Raw genomic sequence first — 19,505 nt, 5'->3', positions numbered from 1 at the left:
GGTTCCGAGGGCACCCGGCCCAGGCTGCACATTCCGGGTGGACTCGGGTTTTTCCGACGGAAGGAATCCATTGAGCGACACCACCGACGTGACGTCGGGTGTTTCTGACGTCGCTGACGGCGCCGGCACCACCGCGACCGCCACGAAGCGCCGCCGCGGCGGCACCGGGCTGTCCGCGATGCTGCTGCCCGAGTTGCAGAGCCTCGCCGCCTCCCTGGGCATCTCCGGCACCGCCCGGATGCGCAAGGGCGAGCTGATCACCGCGATCACCGAGCGGCAGAGCGGCGGATCCGCCGCCGCCGAGCCGGCTCCCCGGCCGCGGACCGAGGCCGCTCCGGCCGCCGCCCCCGCGCAGCCGGCCCCGGCCGAGAAGCCGAAGACCGCAGCCGCCCCGGCCGAGACCACCCCGGCCGCACCGCCGGCCGCCGAGGCCGCCCCGGCCGCGGAGCGCCCGTCCCGGCGCAGCCGCGAGCGGGCCGCCCGTGAGTCGGCGCCCCGCGAGACCGCCCCGGCGGCTCAGCCGGCCGTCGAGACCGCGCCGGCCCCGGCCGCCGCGGCCACCGAGACCGCGCCGGCCGACACCACCGAGCGGGTCGAGCGGGGCGAGCGCCCCGAGCGCAGCGACCGTAACCGTGACCGGCAGCGCAACCAGCGCGACGGCGAGCGGGGCGATCGCGGGGAGCGCTCCGAGCGTGGCGAGCGGGGCGAGCGGAACACCGATCGCAACGACCGCACCGACCGCACCGACCGGTCCGGCGACCGGGGTCCGCGCGCCGACCAGGGTCACGACGACGACGACAACGACGGCGAGGGCGGCCGCCGGAGCCGGCGCAGCCGCTTCCGGGACCGTCGCCGCGGCCGCGACCGCGACGACAACCAGCGTGACGACAGCCGTCGTGACGGTGGCCGGGAGCCGCACGTCGCCGAGGACGAGGTGCTCGTCCCGGTGGCCGGCATCCTGGACGTGCTGGACAACTACGCGTTCGTCCGGACCACCGGTTACCTCTCCGGGCCGAACGACGTCTACGTGTCGATGTCGCAGGTCAAGAAGTACGGGCTGCGCCGCGGCGACGCGGTGACCGGCGCGGTGCGCTCCGCCCCGCGCGACGGCGAGCAGCGGCGGGACAAGTACAACCCGCTGGTCCGCCTGGACACCATCAACGGGATGGAGCCCGACGAGGCCCGCCGGCGTCCCGAGTTCTACAAGCTCACCCCGCTCTACCCGCAGGAGCGCCTGCGGCTGGAGACCGAGCCGCACATCCTCACCACCCGGGTCATCGACCTGGTCATGCCGATCGGCAAGGGCCAGCGCGCGCTGATCGTCTCCCCGCCCAAGGCCGGTAAGACGATGGTGCTCCAGGCCCTGGCGAACGCCATCACCCGGAACAACCCGGAGTGCCACCTGATGGTGGTGCTGGTGGACGAGCGTCCGGAAGAGGTCACCGACATGCAGCGGTCGGTGAAGGGCGAGGTCGTCGCGGCCACGTTCGACCGTCCGCCGCAGGACCACACCACGGTCGCCGAGCTCGCCATCGAGCGGGCCAAGCGGCTGGTCGAGCTGGGTCACGACGTGGTCGTGCTGCTCGACTCGGTGACCCGCCTCGGCCGGTCGTACAACCTGGCGGCGCCGGCCTCCGGCCGGATCATGTCGGGTGGTATCGACTCGACCGCGCTCTACCCGCCGAAGCGGTTCCTCGGCGCGGCGCGCAACATCGAGAACGGTGGCTCGCTCACCATTCTCGCGACCGCGCTGGTGGAGACCGGGTCGATGATGGACACGGTGATCTTCGAGGAGTTCAAGGGCACCGGCAACGCCGAGCTCAAGCTGGACCGGAAGATCGCTGACAAGCGCGTCTTCCCGGCCGTGGACGTCTCCGCCTCCGGCACCCGTAAGGAAGAGATCCTGATGGGCAAGGAGGAGCTGGCGATCATTCACAAGCTCCGCAAGGTGCTCAGCTCGCTGGAGTCCGGCGCGGCTCTGGACCTCCTGCTGGACCGGCTCAAGCAGACCCGGACCAACATCGAGTTCCTGATGCAGATCGCCAAGTCGACGCCTGGCGAGTAAACGCATAAAAGCCGCGAGGCCCACCCGATCGGGTGGGCCTCGCGGCTTTTATCGCACAGCTTGTCTGATTCAGCCCGTACGTGGTCGTGCGAACCTCCGGTATCCCCATCCCTCGATCCGCCGGAGGACCCCGATGATCGTGCCTGGTTACCGGGACAACCCGACCGAGCCCTGGGACCCTGACGCACCCGTCGACCCCGGTGAGGCGGAGGACTTCCTGCGCCGGTGCTACACCGAGAACCCCCGGCTCGGCCCGGTCGAGGCACGCCTGGCCATCGTCCGCGCGCAGATCGCCGCCACCGGCACCTACACGCACACCCCGGACGAGCTGACCCACGGCGCCCGGATGGCCTGGCGCAACGCGAGCCGGTGCATCGGCCGGCTGTACTGGCGCAGCCTGCTGGTGCTGGACCGGCGCCGGGCCCGGACCGCCGACGAGATCTACTCGCTGCTGGTGCAGCACCTCCAGACCGCCGGGGACACCCAGATCCGGCCGGTGATCAGCGTCTTCGCGCCGGCCCAGCCGGGCCAGCCGTACGCCCGGGTGTGGAACGAGCAGCTGATCCGGTACGCCGGATACCGCACCGAGGGCGGCGAGTCGGTCGGCGATCCGCGGTTGCGCGAGTTCACCACCGCGGTCCGGGCGTTCGGCTGGCAGGGCAAGGGTGAGGCGTTCGACGTGCTGCCCCTGGTGATCGAGACCCCGGCGGACGGGATCCGGCTGTACGAGCTGCCCGAGCGCGCCATCCGCGAGGTCCCGATCACCCACCCCGAGCTCGGCTGGTTCACCGAGCTGGGGCTGCGCTGGCACGCCGTGCCGACGATCGCCAACATGCGGCTCACCATCGGCGGCGTGCACTACCCGCTGGCCCCGTTCAACGGCTGGTACCTGGGCACCGAGATCGGCGCCCGGAATCTGGCGGACGCCGACCGGTACGACATGCTCCCGGTCGTCGCCGACCGGCTCGGCCTGGACACCAGCCGGGAGTCCACGCTGTGGCGCGACCGGGCCCTGCTCGAACTGAACCGGGCCGTGCTGCACAGCTTCGAACAGGCCGGGGTGAAGATGAGCGACCACCACACCGAGTCGCAGCGCTTCCTCAAACATCTGAGCAACGAGGAAAAGGCCGGACGACCCGTACCGGCTGACTGGACGTGGATCGTGCCGCCGATGTCCGGCGGGATCACCCCGGTCTTCCACCGCTACTACCAGGAGCTCGACCTGCGGCCGAACTTCTATCTGGACGACGAGGCCGCCGCGCTGGCGCGGGAGGGTATGCGGAGATGCCCGCATCATCAGTAGTTTGTCCGGATGGGTTTGGACTATGCGTATGAAATCCACCTTCCGGCCACGAGGGTCCGCCGGGCCCTGGAAGCCGTCGTGGACCTCGCGCCACCGGGGGAGAAGGCGGCCACCCCGGTCCTGCTTCCCGGCGGCGCCCGGCTGACCGTGCCGTTCACCTCGAACTTCCGGGGCGACCCGGTGGACTGCTCGGACGGGCGCACCCTGAACCTGGACACCTCACTGATGTTCGAGGTCGGTGACGACGAGATCCGCGAGTTCCTCGACGAGCCGGGCGGTGACCGGGCCGCGATCGGCTACATCTACCTGACCGTCTTCTTCGAGGGCGGTCGCCGGCCGGGATACGCCAAGCTCGACTTCACCGCCGCCACCACCGGGATGAGCCTGCTCTTCGAACGCTCACCCAGCGTGCGGCGGCTGTTCACCGGCCTGGCGGAGGAGGCCGGCGCGGCCTGCTGCCTGCTCGACAAGGAGCACAACGGGTACGAGGTCTGCTGGACCGACGGCACCGACCCCACCGGCTTCCTGCCGCCGGACCACGCCTAGGCGAACTCGTTGACCGCGAAATCGTCGCGGTGCCGCCAGGACGCCTCGGTGCGGACATGGTCCGCGCGCACCCACTTCAGCAGCTTGACGGGGAACTCGGCGGCCGGGATCCGGCCCGCCGCACGCACCACGAACCCCTCGGAGTCGTCCGGGGTCCGCCGCGCCGACCAGGCGGACCGGGCCTCGGACAGGCTGCCCCCGCGGTACAGCACCGGGACCATCGGCAGCTCCAGCCGGCGCGCCCAGTCCACGGTGTCGTCCCAGCCCAGCAACGTGTCCGTCTCGTCCCAGATGCCGAAGACCAGGAACACCCCGGGCAGGTCGGTGTAGGCGACGCTGCGGCGGGCCCACATGGACTCGCCGCAGACCCGCCACCCGTCCGGGATCTGCCAGGACGTCATCGCCCACAGCGCCTTGGCCGGCCGGTCCCACGGCTGGGTGCCGGAGTCGACCGAGCGGGCGTACATCGCGTCCCGGGTGAAGGTGAGGTTCCCGCCGTCCATCTTCTCGGTCACCACCAGCTCGCCGTCCAGCCACGACAGGTCCGTCTGGATCCGGTCGTCGTCGGAGGCGCCCGGTGAGTCGGGCAGATGGAACGTACGCGGATACTTCACCACCTCAGAAGTCCCCCTCCGCGACCTGGAAGACGGTCAGGCCCAGCGCACGCCACATGCGTACCACCCGCTGCCGGTCGTCGAACACCCCGACCACCCGCCAGCGGTCCCGGATCTCCCGGTCGAAGATCTCCCGCTTGACCACCGCGTCCTTGCGGCTGTCACCCTCCGGGCGCATGAACAGAGCTTCGTACGGCACGCCGACGAACAACTCCAGCCACGCCTCGGTCTCCGCGCGGCACCCCTCGTCCCGGCCGGAGCAGAAGACCACGGCGTGCCCGGCCGCGTGCATCGCCCGGACCGCCTCGATCACCGCCGGGTTCGGGGCGTCCTCGCCGACCCGGCTCCAGTCGTACGGACTGCGGCCGGTCATCAGCGCGACCGTCCCGTCGATGTCCACCAGCACGACCGGCGGCAGCTCGGGGTCGGGCTCGTAGACCAGCCCCGGACCGCCCGGGTCGACGAACGGCACCGGCAGCGGCAGATTACGGCCGGCCAGGTAGCGCTCGTGCATCCGGCGGATGGAGCCCTCGCCCACCCGGTCGTCCTCCGGCCGGTCGGCGTCCCGCCGGAGGCACTCCTCCAGCGGGACGTCGGTGAAGTCGTGCACCTCGAACGACGCGCCGAACCGGGCGGCCGTCTCGGCCCACTCGCGCACCACCTTGGCCCGCAGGTTGGTGTCGTCGACGATGACGCTCGCCCGGGCACGCAGCAGCGCCTCGACCGCGGCCCGCTGGGCGTGCGTCACCTGCGCCTCCGCCCACTGGGTGAACAGGCGCTGCCCGTGCAGCATGCGGCGCAGGTCGTCCCGGTTGACCCGGACCACGCCCGGCTGGAGCTTGCGGGCGAACGTGGTCTTCCCGGACGCGGGCAGGCCGCGCGTGATCAGCAGTCGTGTCATTCCTCGGCTCCTCGGGCGGGCGTCCGGTCGGCCGACGGCCGGACCCGCTGCCACAGGCCAGGACGGTAGTCGTGCCCGTCCAGGCGCTGGAACAACTCACCCCGGTGCGGGCTGCGCACCGCGGCGAGCGCGAACTCCTTGCGGCCCCATCCGTCCGGCAGGCCGGCGACGATCTCCGCGTAGGCCGCCTCGACCGCGGCGGCGCGCGCCTCGACCTCGGCGGTCAACCCGGCGGCGACGCCCCGGGCCCAGGTGTGGAACTCGTCCGGCAGCGGCTCCAGGAGGGCGTCCAGGTCGCCGCCGGTGACCAGGATCTCCCACACCGACCGCGGGGTGAGTCCGGTCACCAGGCGGTGCAGCCGCACGTAGTCCGCGTACTTGATCTTCACTCGCTGGTCGGCGTCGGTGAAGTGCACGACCAGGCCCTCCCGGCCGTCGCGCGGCGGCGCGGCGAGCGCTTCGGCCAGCGTGGCGTAGCCGAACGTCTCGACCACCGGGCCCGGCCAGTCCGGCACCGCGTCCGGGCCGTGCGACCGGCCGGTGGCGATCTCCACCGCGCCGAGCAGCACCAGATCGTCGAGCCCCTGATAGTCCACGACGATCTTGTTGCCCGGGTAGATGATCTCTACCAGCACGGTCAGGCCCTCCGGCGGCGTGAACGACGCGTATCGCGTACGCAAGATGTCGGTCGCGTGAATCGCCTGGTCGGACGCGAAAGATCCCCTGGTCGCGACGGCGAAGCCGGAGCCGTCGTGATAGATGATGCCGAGGCTGCCGTCCGCCTTGTCGGTGACGGCGACCGCCGCTTCCGGGTCCAGGGCGGGCGCGTGCGACTCGGAATGGTTGAAGAACTTTTCGTACGCGCGCGCCAAAACCCGTCCCGAGGCGTCCACGACAAGGCCCCGGCAGGTGAGCGTGACCGGAGTCCACGCGGCGGAGTACTGGCAGGCTTCCGTGTAGTTGTAGATCGTCAGCGGCAGGCGGGGATGACGCTGCGGCCGGACCAGCCCGGTGGCGACCGCCTCGGCGAGTTCCGCCGGATCGAGGATGTCGTGGAGCAGCGTCATGGAGCGCCCTTTCAGGGTGAGATTCCCGGAGGAGCGCTCACGTTAGCGAGGCTGAAATCGGTTGTACCTCGCGATTTGTGCCTGGTACGACGGGCCGCTGCGCGTGATCAACGGCCGTTTCGCCGACGGGCGAGCCAGGTGTAGACGGTTTGCTCGCACACGCCGGCCGCCTCGGCGGCGGCGGCGACAGTCTCGCCTGCGCCGAGGTGTGACATCGCGACCGCCCGCTGTCGTGCCCATTCGTGCCAGGCGGGCGGATCCGTTTCCAGAACCGCGCGGTAACGGTCGACGTTTCGTGCCTTCTCTGACCGGAACAGGGCCGCGTCGGAGAAGATCCAGTTGGCCGCCCGCCACGCGTGCCGCCCGTTGTAGCGAGCCTCCGCCAATGATTTGCAGCGTTTGATCACGCGGTAGAGGCCGTGCGCTGGAACGGTTCGCATCGCGCCCTGGATGAAGTGGGGTGTACCGGCGAAGGACAGATGCAGCATCGGGTTGCCCTGAGGCGTGGGGTAGATGCCCACGCATCCGTCACCGTCGACATAGCCCCGCAGGAAAGCGGTGGTGAGGTGGCCGGGCGGGTCGGGCCACTCGTACGTCAGTGACTTGCGTGTGGTTATCCGGAAGCGTTGCTGGAGGTCGCTGACCATCTGCGCGGAACTGAAGTGGATCGAGTAGGAGGGTCGTCCCCGTGCGGGTTGCTGCACGGATATGGCCAACCTGTGATTTGTCAGTCGGCGGATCTCTTCGATCAACGCTCGTCCGCCGGGCCCCGATTGGGCGATGGTGAGGCCCTTCAGGTTTGTGCTGATATGTCCGTCCGCGGCGAGGAGTCCGGCGAGCCAGGCAGAGCTGGGCAGATCCTCGGCGAAGATGTCGTGCTTCAGGCGGGCGGTGCGCGGATCGGGAAGGAATCGGCCGTTCTGTCGCGATCGCATGAGCGAAGACATGTCGTGAGACTAGTTGCCGTGAGACTATGAGAGCAGTGATGCGCATCACGGTCGAACGCCGGTGGGAGGTGGCTCGGGAATTCCGGGAGGGGCGCTCACGTTATCGACGGCGAAACCAGTTGCACCTCCTGATTTCCGGCCGGTACGGGAGGCATGGCAGACTGGTACATCGGCCAGTAAGGGTTCCGGTTCCCGTCCTCATACATCACAGGACGACCCGGCGGCCCGACATTGCGAGAGGGACCGAGAAGACATGAAGAGCGGTATCCACCCGGAGTACACGACCACCGAGGTCATCTGCTCCTGCGGCAGCAGCTTCACCACCCGTAGCACCGCCAAGGGCGGCGAGATCCGCGTCGAGACTTGCAGCGCCTGCCACCCGTTCTACACCGGCAAGCAGCGCGTTCTCGACACCGCGGGCCGGGTCGCGAAGTTCCAGGCGAAGTACGCCAAGGTCAACGCCGCGAAGAAGAAGTAACTGCTTCAACGGCGCCCGTCCCGGGAAACCGGGGCGGGCGCCGTTCGCATGTGGCCGCTTGTCCGCAGACCTTGGAGAGATCGATGAGCAACGACCGTTTGACCATGCTTCTCGCCGAGTACGCGGACCTCGAGAAGCGGATGGAGGACCCGTCGATCCACGCCGACCAGGCGCTGGTCCGCCGGGTCGGCCGGCGGTTCGCCGAGCTCGCGCCGATCTATTCGGCGCACGCCGAGCTGGAGGCCGCGCGCGAGGACCTGGCCGCCGCCAAGGAGCTCGCTGCCGAGGACCCGGCGTTCGCGGCGGAGGCCGAGGCGGTCGCCGCCACCCTCCCGGCGCTGGAGGAGAAGCTCGGCGAGATGCTGATGCCGCGCGACCCGAGCGACGCCAAGGACGTGATCATCGAGATCAAGGCGGGGGAGGGCGGCCAGGAGTCCGCGCTCTTCGCCGGTGACCTGCTGCGGATGTACACCCGGTACGCGGAGCGCCGCGGCTGGGTGGTCGAGGTGATCGACTCGCAGGAGTCGGACCTGGGCGGGGTCAAGGACATCTCGGTCGCGGTGAAGACCAAGGGCGCGCCCGAGGGCGGCCACGGCGTCTGGTCCCGGATGAAGTGGGAGGGCGGCGTGCACCGGGTGCAGCGCGTCCCGGTCACCGAGTCGCAGGGCCGGATCCACACGTCGGCGGCCGGCGTGCTGGTGCTGCCCGAGGCGGAGGACGTCGACATCGACATCCAGCCCGGCGACCTGCGGATCGACGTCTACCGGTCGTCCGGGCCGGGTGGGCAGTCGGTCAACACCACCGACTCCGCGGTGCGGATCACGCACCTCCCCACCGGCACCGTGGTGAGCTGCCAGAACGAGAAGAGCCAGCTGCAGAACAAGGAGTCGGCGATGCGCATCCTGCGGTCCCGGCTGCTGGCGCAGGCGCAGGAGGCGGCGGACGCGGCGGCCGGTGACGCGCGCAAGGCGCAGGTGCGGACCGTGGACCGGTCGGAGCGGGTGCGGACGTACAACTTCCCGCAGAACCGGATCACCGACCACCGGATCGGCTACACGGCCTACAACCTGGATCTGGTGCTCGGCGGCGAGCTGGACGGGGTGCTGGACGCGCTGGCCGCGGCGGACCGGGAGGCCCGGCTGGCCGGCGACACCGAGCTCAGCCGACGGCAGTGACGCGGAGCTGGTCGACGCTGTCCACGCAGACCAGGTAGCGTCCGACCGGCTGGCAGTTGCCGCCGATGTACGGGGTCGAGCCGAGCGCCCTGGTCCGGCCGGTCTCCGGGTCCAGCTCGACGATCGCCGTCCGCATCACCGGGTATCCGTACGGCCGCAGCACCAGCAGCGTGCCGTCGTCCCGGGGGAGGCCCAGCACGGTCCCGTCGATCTTGCCGGTGCGTGGCCGCCCGGTCGTGGCCTCCACCAGCATCGAGCTGTTCGCCCCGGGCGCGCTGGTCAGTAGCAGGTGATCGTTGATCGGTGAGGCGCCCAGCTGCGGGATCTCCCAGACGGATTTGCCGGTCTCCGGGTCCAGCGCGTGCATGACCATGCCGGTGCCCACGCAGAGCACCGGGCCGCAGGGCGAGGGGTTGAGGTCCGGGCTCAGGCCGGGAAGGTTCCACAGCACGTCCAGGGTGTCCGTCCGGTACGCCGTCACCGCGGGCGCGGCGCCGAACCGCATCAGCACGAGCCGCCCGTCGAGCAGCACGGCAGACCACTCCGGGTCGGTGAGCGGGGCGATCCGGCGGCCGGCCAGCGGCGTGCCGTCGGTGTAGCGGAACGTGGTGAGCGCCCCGGCCGCCGAGACGGTCACGACCCGGTCCGGAGCGTCCAGGTCCTCCGGGATGATCAGGGCCTGCGCCGGGTCGACGACGCGGTCCCAGACCGGGGCGCCGTCGGCGGCCCGGACCAGGTGCAGCGCGGTGATCCGGGCCTGGTCGTCCCGGTCGGCGAGCAGGGCGGTCGTCGCGTCGCCGGTCATCATCTGCCCGGCGTGCCGCCAGCGGACCGCCCCGGTACGGCTGTCCAGCGCCAGGGTGTCGGTGGCATAGGGAACGCTGTAGTCGCCCTTCTCCAGGGAACGGCTGTGCCCGGCGACGTAGAGCCGGTGGGCCGCCTCACCGGGGATCACCCAGGTCGCCTCCGGCCCGGTCGGGGTCGTCCAGCGGACCCGGCCGGTGCCCAGGTCGTACGCGGTCAGCGACGCCCCGCCCGGATCGACCTGGAAGAGCACCGCCTGGTCGTCGACGTAGTTCGGATACCCGCCGTCGCGCAGCGGCATCGACCACAGCTCGTGGACCCGGGGCGGACCGGGTCGCGCGGAGCCGGTCAGGCCGACCGCGCAGAGCACCGCGAGGACGGCGACCGCGGCCCGGGACACGGCGCGCCACCGGAACCGGAGCGGCGCGACCGGCGCCTCGGGGGCGCCGGGCCCGCTGACGTCGCCCAGGTCGATCATCGTCATGGTGTGGCCGATCCTAGGTGTCCCGGTCACCCGACCGCGGTGACCACGATCTGGCCGGCCCGCAGGCAGACCAGGTGGCGGCCGGCGACGGAGCAGTAGAAGCCCTCGGTCGACTCGATCGTGCCGAGCGTGACGGCCCGGCCGGCGGTCAGGTCCATCCGGCTGAGCACGGTCCGGAACGGTGCGGTGGTGGTCCTGCGGATCAGCAGGTCGTCGGCCGGCCAGCCGGTGCCGAGGGAGGCGAGCACCCGGCCGGTGCCCGCGTCGACCAGCATCTGGACCGGATCGTCCGCCTCGGTGCCGGCGGAGAGCAGCCGGTCGGCGCCGACCCGGTTGACGACACCCTGCCCGGACAGCACCCAGCGGATGGCGCCGGTGGCCGGTTCGAGCCCGGCCACGTCGGCGCCCCGGGACAGGCAGAGGACCGGTCCGCAGTCGGTGATCAGCGACGAGCGCAGCGTCCGCTGGCTCCAGGCCGGGCTCAGGTCGCTCAGCGAGTACGCGGTGACCGTCGCCCCGAGCGGATCGGTCCGCGTCACGATGAACCGCCCGTCGTGGACCAGCGCCTGGGTGCCGAGCTCGTCGCCGGTGCTCCAGGCCACCCGGCCCCGGGCGATCGGCACGCCGTCGGAGTACCGGTAGACGCCGACCTCGCCGGCCTCGGAGGTGGTGATGACCCGGGTCGCGTCGACGTCCACCCGGAACACCCGGGTCACCGGCCGCGTCCAGTGCGTCTGTCCGGTGTACGCCGAGACCAGCCGCAGGGTGGTCAGCTCGCCCCGGGTGTCCCGGTCGGCGAGCAGTACGTTCTCCGGGGTGGTCTGCTGCACCTCGCTCGTCGTCCGCCAGCGGACCTCGCCGGTGGCGGCGTCCAGCACCGTCGCGCCGCCCGGGTACATCGCGCCGGTGGGCGGGTCGCCGAGCGCCACCCGGGGCATGTCGCCGATCAGCAGCATGCCGTCGGCCGCCTGGAAGCTCGCCAGGTTGGTGCCGGAGATCCAGGGCAGGTCCCGGGTCCACCGGAGCGCTCCGGTGGCCAGGTCGTACGCGTACACCACGGTCCGGCCGTCGGTGGCGCGGGAGTAGTAGAGCGTGTCCCCGGTGGTGGCCAGGTTGTCCTGCTGGTCGGCCGGGAGGCGCCACACGTCGTGCACCAGCGCGGGCCCCGGGGTGGCCGACGCGCCCAGGACGAGCGCGCAGAGCAGGGCGACCAGCGCGGCGACGGCCGGGCGGCGATGCCGGAACGCCGGTGGTGGCGGCTCGTCGCGAGGGGCGCTGAGATCGCTGAGGTCGCCGAGGTCGATCATCGTCATCCGGGCACCGTCATCGCGTACATGAGGGCGTTCTCCTGACAGAAGAGCAGCGCGCCGGCGGTGGTGCACCGGTTCGGGTCGCCGACCGGCGGCACCAGGCCGAGCAGGCGCCAGGACCCGGTGGCCAGGTCGAGCCGGACCACCGAGGTCTGCCCGGCCGGGGTGCCGGTGGCGCGCAGCAGCAGCACCGAGGCGGGCCGGGCGGTGTACTCGGTGGTGGCGTTGCCGGGCACGTGGCTCGCGAGCACCCGGCCGGTCGCCGTGTCCACCAGGGTGCGGGACAGGCCGTCCGGGTCGGACAGCAGCACCCGGTCGGCGGTGACCAGGTCGATCTGGGTCGCGCCCGGCAGGCGCCACACCTCCCGGCCGGTGAGCGGGTCGGTCGCGCTCGCTCCGCCGGCGTCGATCCGGCAGATCAGCGGGGTGCAGCCGATGACCTGGGCGATGGTGGTGCCGCCGAAGGTGCCGAGGTCGCGGAAGCCGCCCAGGTCGTACAGGCGCAGCGCCGCGCCGATGCTGGCGTGCAGGTCGCCGTCGACGGCGTACAGGATGTCGGTGGCCCGGACCGGCAGCCGGCCGGAACCGTCCGGCGTGCCGTCCGCCCAGTGGTAGAGATCGATCCGGCCGTCGGTCGCCGCGAGGATCCGGCTCGGTGTGCCCGCCATCCGGTTCTCCAGCTGCACCACGTCGGCCGGGGCGATCGGGCGGCGCCAGACCGGGGTGCCGTCGGCGAGCCGGACCCGGCTGAGCCGGTCCGTCCGGCCGTGCGCGTCGTGCTCGGCGATCAGCACGGCGTCGCCGTCCCAGGTCACCGCGGTCCCGGGGCGGTGCCACAGGACGCCGCCGTCGGTGGTGCGCCGGGCCGTGACGGCGCCCGCGGCGTGGCCGGGTACACCGATTTCCGGGTCGGTGACCAGCAGCACCACCGGTCCGGCGGCGAGGAAGCGGTCGAAGGGCACGTCGCCGGTGCCCCACCGCCGGGCGCCGGTGGTCAGGTCGTAGAGGACCAGGTCGGACTGCCAGCCGGTGCGCCTCTGGAAGACGGTGTCGCCGGCGACGCTGATCAGATCGTCCATCCCGGACGGCGCGGACCAGAGGACCCGGCCGCCGGCGTCCTGGCGCGGGCGGGCCGAGCCCGTGACGGCGAGCAGGGTGAGCACGGCGAGCAGGGCGCAGAGCAGGGGACGCGGCCGGATGCGGGAGTCCTGGACGGGGTGCTCCGTGGTCAGCTCGCCGAGCTCGATCACGGCCATCTAGGTGGGTTTCCGGCTCGCCGCGGCGGCGGCCAGGGCGGCGCTCAGCCCGCGGCCGTTGGCGCCCACCTCGGACCAGCCGGCGGCCAGCCCGATCGGGGTGCCGGGGACCAGCACCTGCCAGTTCTCCACCGCGGCGGCGGCGCTGATCCGGCGGGCCACCTCGGCCGCGTGGTGCGGGCCGGCGCCCGGCAGGACCAGCACGAACTCGTCACCGGCGAACCGGGCCACGAAGTCGCCGCGGCGCATCACCCGGGCCAGCACCCCGGCGATGCGTTGCAGCACCAGGTCGCCGCAGTGCCGGCCGTGCCGCAGGTTGACCGTGGTGAAGCCGACGATGTCGCAGACCCCGACCGCGGCCCGTTCGCCCCGGGTCAGCAGGCCGTCCACGTAGTGCTCCAGCGCCCGCCGGTTGGGCAGGCCGGTGAGCGGGTCGCTGAGGGTCTCGTCGCCGTACCGCCCCGGGTCGCGCTGGGTCTCCTGGGCGTCCAGGCGGGCCGCGACGCCGTCCAGGTAGCCGTCCCGGAGCTGGTCGACGCGCTGGGCGACGAGGCGGAACGCGTACCGGTCGGCGGCGTGCGCGGCGGCGTGGTCACCGGCGCTGGCGTGGCAGATGCTGCGCAGCCGGGCCGGCTCGGGGGCGCCGAGCACCTCGGCCGAGACCGGGATCGCCTCCAGCATGGTCAGCGCCCGCTCCGGCTTGCCGGCCGCGATGGTCAGGCAGACCGCGCCGAGGTGTTGCAGGTCCCGGGTGCGGACGCTGTCGCCGCCGCCGGTCAGCCAGGTGGCCGCGCCGGCCTCGGTCGGCTCGCCCAGGGCGGCGCGGCGGGCCAGCGCGTAGCCGTACACCGCGCGGCTGCCCGGGCGCAGCTGGTCGGTCGCGAGGTACCGGGAGAGCTCGGCGTCGATGTCGCGGAGCACCCGCAGGCAGCCGTCGGTGTCGCCCTGGTGGTCGAGGGCGACCGCGTTGCGCAGCCGGATGCCGGGGGCGGCGAACACCTCCGGCGCCAGCCCGGCGCTCGCGCCGACCTCGCGGGCCTGCTCGATCGCGGTCAGCGCCTGCCCGTGGAAACCCAGATAGGAATAGGCCATGGCCAGGTCGTGCCAGCCCCAGGCGGTCTCCTCGTCCCGCTCCGGCACCGCGGCCAGCGCGCGGGAGGCCTGCACCAGGTGGGTGACGCCCCGGTCCAGATTGCTCTGCAGGTGGGCGCCGAGGGCCGCGAACGCGTGCATCTGGCCGCGCAGGTAGGGATCGGGCACCTCGCGGACCGCCTCGGCGACAGCCGCCATCGCGGTGGCCAGCTCCGCCACCCGGCCCAGGTTGATCAGCGCGCCGAAGCGCTGGACCAGCGCGTACGCCCGGGTGGTGGGATCGGTGGTGTCGGCCAGCACGGCGTCCAGGATCGGCAGGGCCCGTGCCGAGCGCCCGTCCTGCTGGAGCCGCCCGGCCCGGCGCAGGTCGTCGACATGTTCCGCGAGCTGGTCCAACCAACCCACCAGGCGCCTCCCACGGCCTCGGCGCGATCGCAGGGTGACCCGGCCGATCCCCGGCGTGCGCGACGTCTCATGATTATGCCGTGATGCCGCCTGACGAACACCCCCGCCGGACCCGTCTGGCACCCGAGCTGGCATCGGCGGCCGCCGTTCTCTCGGCGTCCGGTGTGTCCTCGCCGCGCGTCGACGCCGAGCTGCTGGCCGCGCACGTGCTGGCGGTGCCGCGGGGCCGCCTGCTGCTGATCGACGGCATCCGCGACGACGAGGCCGCGCGGTTGCGCGAGCTGGTCGCCCGGCGCGCGGAACGGATCCCGTTGCAGCACCTTCTCGGCACGGCGGCGTTCCGCCACCTGGAGCTCGCGGTCGGTGACGGCGTCTTCGTGCCGCGTCCGGAGACCGAGCTGCTGGCCGGGTGGGGCATCGAGCGGACCGCGCCGGGTGCCACCGTGGTCGACCTGTGCAGCGGCAGCGGGGCGATCGCGCTGTCGGTCGCCGACGAGTCGCCGGCCGCCCGGGTGATCGCGGTGGAGCGTTCGCCGGCCGCGTTGCGCTGGCTGCGGCGCAACGCCGCCGGGTTTTCTCAGGTCACGGTCGTCGAGGCGGACGTGACCGATCCCGATCTGTTGTCCGACTTGCACGGACAGGTGGACGTGCTGCTCTGCAACCCGCCCTACGTCCCGGACGGCACCCCGGTCCCGCCCGAGGTGTCCGATCACGACCCGGCCGAGGCGGTCTTCGGCGGCGCCGACGGCCTGTCCGTGATCCGGCCGGTGATCGCGCTCGCCGCCGCGGTGCTCAAACCGGGCGGATGGGTCGGTATCGAGCACGACGACGTGCACGGCGCCGCGGTGCCCGCGTTGCTGCGCGCCGACGGCCGGTTCACCGAGGTGACCGCCCACGACGACCTCACCGGCCGCCCCCGATACGCGACCGCCCGTCGCGGGTGACGACATGGCAGACTGCACGTCGTGATGCTCTACGACTGCACCGCCATCGCCGATCGTGATCGCGGCGTCGCCGCGGCGGTCGAGGCGGCCAAGAGCGGTGAGCTCGTGGTGATGCCCACCGACACGGTGTACGGCGTGGGCGCGGACGCCTTCACCGCACACGCGATCACCCAGCTGCACCATGCCCGCGGCTCGGACCGCCGGGTGCCGCCGCCGGTGCTGGTCGGCTCCCGGCACACCCTGGACGGCCTGGTCTATTCGCTGCCCCGGGCCGCGCGGGACCTGGCCGACGCGTTCTGGCCGGGCGCGCTGACCATCATCGTGGAGCACTCCCCGAGCCTGCAGTGGGACCTCGGCGACACCGGCGGCGTGATCGCGGTCCGGATGCCGCTGCACCCGGTCGCCCTGGAGGTGCTGCGCGAGGTCGGCCCGATGGCGGTGACCACGGCCAACAAGGTCGGCTCCCCGTCGCCGCTGACCGCCGAGGAGGCCCGCGAGCAGCTGGAGTATTCGGTGCGCGTCTACCTGGAGGCCGGCCCGGCCGTCGACCCGTGGCCGAGCACCGTGGTCGACGTGACCGGCGACGTGCCCCGGGTGCTGCGGACCGGCTCGATCCCGGTGGAGAAACTGCGCGACGTGGTGCCGGACATCGTCGAGGGGCAGGCCTGAGGTGGCGGCGCCGTTCACCGTCCTGCACGTCTGCATGGGCAACATCTGCCGGTCCCCGATGGCCGAGCGCCTGCTCGACCGGGCGGTCCGTGACCGTGCCGGCGGCACCGAGGAGCAGCTCGTCCGCAGCGTCAGCGCCGGCACCGGCGGCTGGCACGAGGGCGAGGAGATGAACCCGCCGGCCGCCCGGCAGGTGCGCGCCCGGCGCGGGACCGACGCGGGCTTCCTGGCCCGCAAGCTGCGCGGCGACTTCATCGACGAGGCCGACCTGATCCTCACCGCCACCGCCGATCAGTACGACTACGTGGTCGCCCTGCGCCCGGACGCCGCCGAGCGGACCTTCGTGCTCGGCGAGTTCGGCCGGCTGCTCGGCGCCGTCGACCGCGAAGCTCTGCCTCCGGCCGGGCCCAAGCCCGAGGTGGTCCGGCAGCGTGGCGCCGCCATCGTGGCGGCCGTGCACCGGCTGCGCGACGGCGAGGCGCCTCTGCTCACCGACGATCTGGACGACCCGTGGGGCCGCGGCGACCAGACGTTCCAGCGGGTCGGCGACGAGATCGAGGACACCACCGTCCCGCTCGCCGCGTTGTTGCTTCCATGAGCCGTGTCGTTCCTCCCGACGCTGACGGGCTGCGCCGGGCCGTCGAGATCCTGCGCGCCGACTCGGTCGTCGCCTTCCCCACCGAGACCGTCTACGGCCTCGGCGCCAACGCCTTCTCCCGCCAGGCGATCGCCGAGGTCTACCGCCTGAAGAACAGGCCGAGCTGGAACCCGCTGATCGTGCATGTCGCCTCGGTCGAGGCGGCCCGCGAGCTGTCCGCGGAGTGGCCGGCGGTCGCCGACAAGCTGGCCGCGCACTTCTGGCCGGGCCCGCTGACGCTGGTCGTGCGGCGTGCCGCGCACCTCACCGGGGCCGGCGCCGACAACGACACCATCGCCGTCCGGGTCCCGGCGCACGAGGTGGCGCTGCGCCTGCTGGAGGCATCCGGCCTGCCGCTCGCCGCACCCAGCGCGAACCGGTCCGAGTCGATCTCGCCGACCACCGCCGGGCACGTGGTGCGCAGCCTGCCGGACGTGCCGCTGGTGCTGGACGGCGGCCCGTGCTCGTGGGGCATCGAGTCGACCGTGCTGGACCTGACCACCGAGGTGCCGACCCTGCTGCGGCCGGGTGCGCTGAGCCTGCGCGCGCTGCGGGACGTGACCGGCGCGATCGCGCTGCGGGACGCGGAGACCGCGGACGGTGCGGCCCGGCCGTCGCCCGGGATGAGCCGGCGGCACTACGCGCCGCGCGCCAAGGTCGTGCTGCTGCCCGACGTGCGGGAGGCGGACCGGTCCGGGTTGCCGGCGCCTTCGGCGATTCTGACGTACGAGGGCAGCACGCTCCCGTCCGTTCCCGGTCAGCCGGGCGCCGAGCTCGTCGAGGTCCTCTCCGCCGACCCGCGCGAGTACGCGGCCGACCTGTATGCCGCCCTGCACCGTCTCGACGATGCCGGTGTGGCCACCATCCTGGTGCAGGAGCCACCGCGGACGGAGGACTGGCTGGCCGTCCGGGACCGGCTCTCCCGCGCCGCGGCCTAACCGCGGCGGCGGGCGTCGACCTCGATCTCGATCCGCATCCGCTCGTCCAGCAGGCCGCAGACCAGCATCGTCGCGGCCGGGCGGACGTCGCCGAAGGCCTCGCGCAGGGCCGGCCCGCAGGCCGCGAAGTCGGCCGGATCGGGCAGCAGGTAGCGAACCCGGACCACGTCGGCGAGGCTCGCGCCCGCCTCGGCCAGCACCGCCGCGATGTTCCGCAGGCACTGCGCGGCCTGGTCGGCCACGTCCTCCGAGATGGTCATCGTGGCGTAGTCGAAACCGGTCGTCCCGGAGACGTAGACGTGGTCCCCGTCGACCACCGCCCGGGCGTACGCGAACTCCTCTTCGAAGGGCGAGCCACTGAGAATCCTCATCCGGTGAAGCTAGCCTCCGCGCCGCGGGCGATGTTGCGGGCCATCCCGCTGAAGACGATGCCGTGGAACGGCCAGACCGACGCCCAGTACAGGTGACCGGCCAGGCCACGGGGCAGGAACACGGCCCGCTGGCGGTACACCGACCCGCCGTCGCCGTCCGGCTCGGCGCACATCTCCAGCCAGGCGCGGCCGGGCACCCGCATCTCCGCGCGCAGCCGCAGCAGCCGGCCGGGTTCGATCTCCTCGACCCGCCACCAGTCCAGGGCCTCGCCGACCCGCAGCCGCTGCCGGTCGCGGCGGCCCCGGCGCAGGCCGACCCCGCCGGCCAGCCGGTCCAGCCAGCCGCGTACCGACCAGGCGAGCGGGAACGAGTACCAGCCGTTCTCCCCGCCGACCCCCTCGATCACCCGCCACAGCCGGTCGGCCGGGGCGTGCACCTCGCGGGAGCGTTCGTCGAGGTAGACGCTGCCGCCGGACCAGGCCGGGTCACTGGGCAGCGGCTCGGCGGCGGCGTCCCGGCCGGAGGCGTTGGACCAGCGGGTCTCCACGTTGGCGTCGCGGATCTTGCCGAGCGCGAGCCGGACGGCGTCGTCGAAACCCAGCGGGGGCGGGCCGGGGAGCAGGACGGCCAGGTCGTTCTCGCGGGCGATCGCCTCGTGGATCAGGCTGGCGACCAGTGGACGGGCGATCGCGTTCGGCACCGGGGTGATCAGGCCGACCCAGTGCGCGGAGAGCCACGGGCTGAGCACCCGGGTGGGCAGGATGATCCGGCGGGGGAGACCGGCGACCCGGGCGTACCGGCGCATCATGTCGGCGTAGCTGAGCACGTCGGCGCCGCCGATGTCGAAGCCGCGGTGCACCTCGGGTGGCAGGCCGGCCGCGCCGATCAGGTACCGCAGCACGTCCCGGACCGCGATCGGCTGGATCAGGTTCTCCGCCCAGCGCGGGGTGATCATGGCGGGGAGCCGCTCGGTCAGGTAGCGCAGCATCTCGAACGAGGCGGAGCCGGAGCCGATGATCACCGGGGCCCGCAGCACCGCCGTCGGCACGCCACCGGCCAGCAGGATCCGGGCCACCTCGGCCCGGGAGCGCAGGTGCGCCGACGGGCGGTCGCCGGGCGGGGGCTCGGGGCCGCCGAGGTAGACGATCCGGCGTACCCCGGCGGCGCGGGCCGCGGTGGCGAAGTTCGCGGCGGCCTCGCGGTCGCGGTGCTCGAAGTCCGGCTGGCCGAGGGAGTGCACCAGGAAGTAGGCGACGTCGATGCCGTCGAAGGCGGGACGCAGGCTCGCCGGGTCACCCAGATCGGCCTCGACGATCTCCACCTGATCGGCCCACGGGACGTCGCGCAGCCGGGCGGCGCTGCGTGACAGGCAGCGCACCTGATGCCCGGCTTCGACCAATCGGGGTGCCAAACGACCGCCGATGTACCCGGTAGCTCCCGTGACGAGACAGCGCATAACTTCAGACTGTGCCCCGAATGGCGGCACTTCAGCCATATG

General features: G+C 72.7%; 19 protein-coding genes. 9 read left to right on the top strand and 10 right to left on the bottom strand.

From position 1 onward, the window contains the following. Positions 1-70 precede the first annotated feature (70 nt). The 3 genes from rho to Aiant_RS16340 all read left to right on the top strand — a co-directional run bounded on the left by rho (position 71) and on the right by Aiant_RS16340 (position 3,914). Positions 71-2,065 (top strand): transcription termination factor Rho, encoded by a 1,995-nt coding sequence (rho, locus tag Aiant_RS16350; protein WP_189328681.1) that lies wholly within the window; start codon positions 71-73, stop codon positions 2,063-2,065. Between the two features lie 133 nt (positions 2,066-2,198). Continuing rightward, a complete protein-coding gene (locus tag Aiant_RS16345) occupies positions 2,199-3,368 on the top strand; it encodes a nitric oxide synthase oxygenase (protein WP_189328682.1) in 1,170 nt (389 codons plus the stop codon). 9 nt (positions 3,369-3,377) lie between these two features. Further along, entirely contained in the window at positions 3,378-3,914 is a 537-nt protein-coding gene (locus Aiant_RS16340) for a hypothetical protein (protein WP_189328683.1), read from the top strand. Here the strand turns inward: Aiant_RS16340 and Aiant_RS16335 are convergent. From Aiant_RS16335 to Aiant_RS16320, 4 genes are all read right to left on the bottom strand, one after another. Beyond that, positions 3,911-4,531, bottom strand: a complete 621-nt coding sequence (locus tag Aiant_RS16335; RefSeq protein ID WP_229829830.1) for an RNA ligase family protein — start codon at positions 4,529-4,531, stop codon at positions 3,911-3,913. The genes Aiant_RS16340 and Aiant_RS16335 overlap by 4 nt on opposite strands. Before the next feature lies 1 nt (position 4,532). Beyond that, positions 4,533-5,429 carry a phosphatase domain-containing protein gene (locus tag Aiant_RS16330; protein ID WP_189328684.1) on the bottom strand — a complete coding sequence of 299 codons (897 nt, stop codon included), beginning with the start codon at positions 5,427-5,429 and terminating at the stop codon, positions 4,533-4,535. Then, on the bottom strand, positions 5,426-6,496 hold the full coding sequence (locus Aiant_RS16325; protein WP_189328685.1) for an RNA ligase: 1,071 nt from the start codon (positions 6,494-6,496) through the stop codon (positions 5,426-5,428). Before Aiant_RS16325 ends, Aiant_RS16330 begins: the two co-directional genes overlap by 4 nt. 107 nt (positions 6,497-6,603) lie before the next feature. After that, positions 6,604-7,443 carry a helix-turn-helix domain-containing protein gene (locus tag Aiant_RS16320; RefSeq protein WP_189328686.1) on the bottom strand — a complete coding sequence of 280 codons (840 nt, stop codon included), beginning with the start codon at positions 7,441-7,443 and terminating at the stop codon, positions 6,604-6,606. Positions 7,444-7,696: 253 nt separating this feature from the next. Between Aiant_RS16320 and rpmE the strand changes: the two genes are divergently transcribed. After that, positions 7,697-7,921 carry a 50S ribosomal protein L31 gene (gene rpmE / locus Aiant_RS16315; protein ID WP_189328687.1) on the top strand — a complete coding sequence of 75 codons (225 nt, stop codon included), beginning with the start codon at positions 7,697-7,699 and terminating at the stop codon, positions 7,919-7,921. An 83-nt stretch (positions 7,922-8,004) separates the two neighbouring features. Then, on the top strand, positions 8,005-9,096 hold the full coding sequence (gene prfA, locus Aiant_RS16310; protein ID WP_189328688.1) for a peptide chain release factor 1: 1,092 nt from the start codon (positions 8,005-8,007) through the stop codon (positions 9,094-9,096). On the opposite strand, the gene Aiant_RS16305 is transcribed toward prfA, so the two are convergent. From Aiant_RS16305 to Aiant_RS16290, 4 genes are read right to left on the bottom strand one after another with little or no spacing between them, the layout of a single operon-like run. Then, positions 9,080-10,384, bottom strand: coding sequence for an outer membrane protein assembly factor BamB family protein (locus tag Aiant_RS16305; protein WP_189328689.1), 1,305 nt, complete (start codon positions 10,382-10,384; stop codon positions 9,080-9,082). The two genes, prfA and Aiant_RS16305, sit on opposite strands and share 17 nt — an antisense overlap. A 26-nt stretch (positions 10,385-10,410) precedes the next feature. Then, positions 10,411-11,697: an outer membrane protein assembly factor BamB family protein gene (locus Aiant_RS16300; protein WP_189328690.1), complete on the bottom strand. Its 1,287-nt coding sequence runs from the start codon at positions 11,695-11,697 to the stop codon at positions 10,411-10,413. After that, a complete protein-coding gene (locus tag Aiant_RS16295) occupies positions 11,694-12,950 on the bottom strand; it encodes a PQQ-binding-like beta-propeller repeat protein (RefSeq protein WP_189328691.1) in 1,257 nt (418 codons plus the stop codon). Before Aiant_RS16295 ends, Aiant_RS16300 begins: the two co-directional genes overlap by 4 nt. Continuing rightward, positions 12,951-14,447 carry a GGDEF domain-containing protein gene (locus Aiant_RS16290; protein WP_189328692.1) on the bottom strand — a complete coding sequence of 499 codons (1,497 nt, stop codon included), beginning with the start codon at positions 14,445-14,447 and terminating at the stop codon, positions 12,951-12,953. It lies immediately after the preceding gene. A gap of 83 nt (positions 14,448-14,530) precedes the next feature. Here Aiant_RS16290 and prmC point away from each other — a divergent pair, with 83 nt between their 5' ends. The 4 genes from prmC to Aiant_RS16270 are packed head-to-tail and all read left to right on the top strand — an operon-like array spanning position 14,531 to position 17,635. Then, complete coding sequence (gene prmC, locus Aiant_RS16285) at positions 14,531-15,391, top strand: peptide chain release factor N(5)-glutamine methyltransferase (protein WP_189328693.1); 861 nt, start codon at positions 14,531-14,533, stop codon at positions 15,389-15,391. 24 nt (positions 15,392-15,415) lie between these two features. Beyond that, positions 15,416-16,060 (top strand): L-threonylcarbamoyladenylate synthase, encoded by a 645-nt coding sequence (locus Aiant_RS16280; RefSeq protein WP_229829861.1) that lies wholly within the window; start codon positions 15,416-15,418, stop codon positions 16,058-16,060. Between the two features lie 34 nt (positions 16,061-16,094). After that, positions 16,095-16,658 (top strand): arsenate reductase/protein-tyrosine-phosphatase family protein, encoded by a 564-nt coding sequence (locus Aiant_RS16275; RefSeq protein WP_189328967.1) that lies wholly within the window; start codon positions 16,095-16,097, stop codon positions 16,656-16,658. Beyond that, positions 16,655-17,635, top strand: coding sequence for an L-threonylcarbamoyladenylate synthase (locus Aiant_RS16270; RefSeq protein ID WP_189328694.1), 981 nt, complete (start codon positions 16,655-16,657; stop codon positions 17,633-17,635). The genes Aiant_RS16275 and Aiant_RS16270 overlap by 4 nt, the downstream gene beginning before the upstream one ends. Here Aiant_RS16270 and Aiant_RS16265 read toward each other — a convergent pair. Together Aiant_RS16265 and Aiant_RS16260 are read right to left on the bottom strand one after the other, a co-directional pair. Further along, on the bottom strand, positions 17,632-18,006 hold the full coding sequence (locus tag Aiant_RS16265) for a RidA family protein (RefSeq protein ID WP_189328695.1): 375 nt from the start codon (positions 18,004-18,006) through the stop codon (positions 17,632-17,634). The genes Aiant_RS16270 and Aiant_RS16265 overlap by 4 nt on opposite strands. After that, complete coding sequence (locus Aiant_RS16260) at positions 18,003-19,463, bottom strand: SDR family oxidoreductase (RefSeq protein WP_189328696.1); 1,461 nt, start codon at positions 19,461-19,463, stop codon at positions 18,003-18,005. The genes Aiant_RS16265 and Aiant_RS16260 overlap by 4 nt, the downstream gene beginning before the upstream one ends. Positions 19,464-19,505: the final 42 nt, after the last annotated feature.

The sequence above is a fragment of the Actinoplanes ianthinogenes genome (assembly GCF_018324205.1).
In the GTDB taxonomy this organism is placed as follows: domain Bacteria; phylum Actinomycetota; class Actinomycetes; order Mycobacteriales; family Micromonosporaceae; genus Actinoplanes; species Actinoplanes ianthinogenes.
This window is presented reverse-complemented; position numbering and strand designations above follow the sequence as displayed.

Bases quoted from the DNA above. Each gene is read 5' to 3' on its own strand.
- Aiant_RS16345 (WP_189328682.1), top strand. From the start codon at position 2,199: ATGATCGTGCCTGGTTACCGGGACAACCCGACCGAGCCCTGGGACCCT.
- Aiant_RS16340 (WP_189328683.1), top strand. From the start codon at position 3,378: ATGGGTTTGGACTATGCGTATGAAATCCACCTTCCGGCCACGAGGGTC.
- Aiant_RS16330 (WP_189328684.1), bottom strand. From the start codon at position 5,429: ATGACACGACTGCTGATCACGCGCGGCCTGCCCGCGTCCGGGAAGACC.
- Aiant_RS16325 (WP_189328685.1), bottom strand. From the start codon at position 6,496: ATGACGCTGCTCCACGACATCCTCGATCCGGCGGAACTCGCCGAGGCG.
- Aiant_RS16320 (WP_189328686.1), bottom strand. From the start codon at position 7,443: ATGTCTTCGCTCATGCGATCGCGACAGAACGGCCGATTCCTTCCCGAT.
- rpmE (WP_189328687.1), top strand. From the start codon at position 7,697: ATGAAGAGCGGTATCCACCCGGAGTACACGACCACCGAGGTCATCTGC.
- prfA (WP_189328688.1), top strand. From the start codon at position 8,005: ATGAGCAACGACCGTTTGACCATGCTTCTCGCCGAGTACGCGGACCTC.
- Aiant_RS16305 (WP_189328689.1), bottom strand. From the start codon at position 10,384: ATGACGATGATCGACCTGGGCGACGTCAGCGGGCCCGGCGCCCCCGAG.
- Aiant_RS16300 (WP_189328690.1), bottom strand. From the start codon at position 11,697: ATGACGATGATCGACCTCGGCGACCTCAGCGATCTCAGCGCCCCTCGC.
- Aiant_RS16295 (WP_189328691.1), bottom strand. From the start codon at position 12,950: ATGGCCGTGATCGAGCTCGGCGAGCTGACCACGGAGCACCCCGTCCAG.
- prmC (WP_189328693.1), top strand. From the start codon at position 14,531: ATGCCGCCTGACGAACACCCCCGCCGGACCCGTCTGGCACCCGAGCTG.
- Aiant_RS16280 (WP_229829861.1), top strand. From the start codon at position 15,416: ATGCTCTACGACTGCACCGCCATCGCCGATCGTGATCGCGGCGTCGCC.
- Aiant_RS16275 (WP_189328967.1), top strand. From the start codon at position 16,095: ATGGGCAACATCTGCCGGTCCCCGATGGCCGAGCGCCTGCTCGACCGG.
- Aiant_RS16270 (WP_189328694.1), top strand. From the start codon at position 16,655: ATGAGCCGTGTCGTTCCTCCCGACGCTGACGGGCTGCGCCGGGCCGTC.
- Aiant_RS16265 (WP_189328695.1), bottom strand. From the start codon at position 18,006: ATGAGGATTCTCAGTGGCTCGCCCTTCGAAGAGGAGTTCGCGTACGCC.
- Aiant_RS16260 (WP_189328696.1), bottom strand. From the start codon at position 19,463: ATGCGCTGTCTCGTCACGGGAGCTACCGGGTACATCGGCGGTCGTTTG.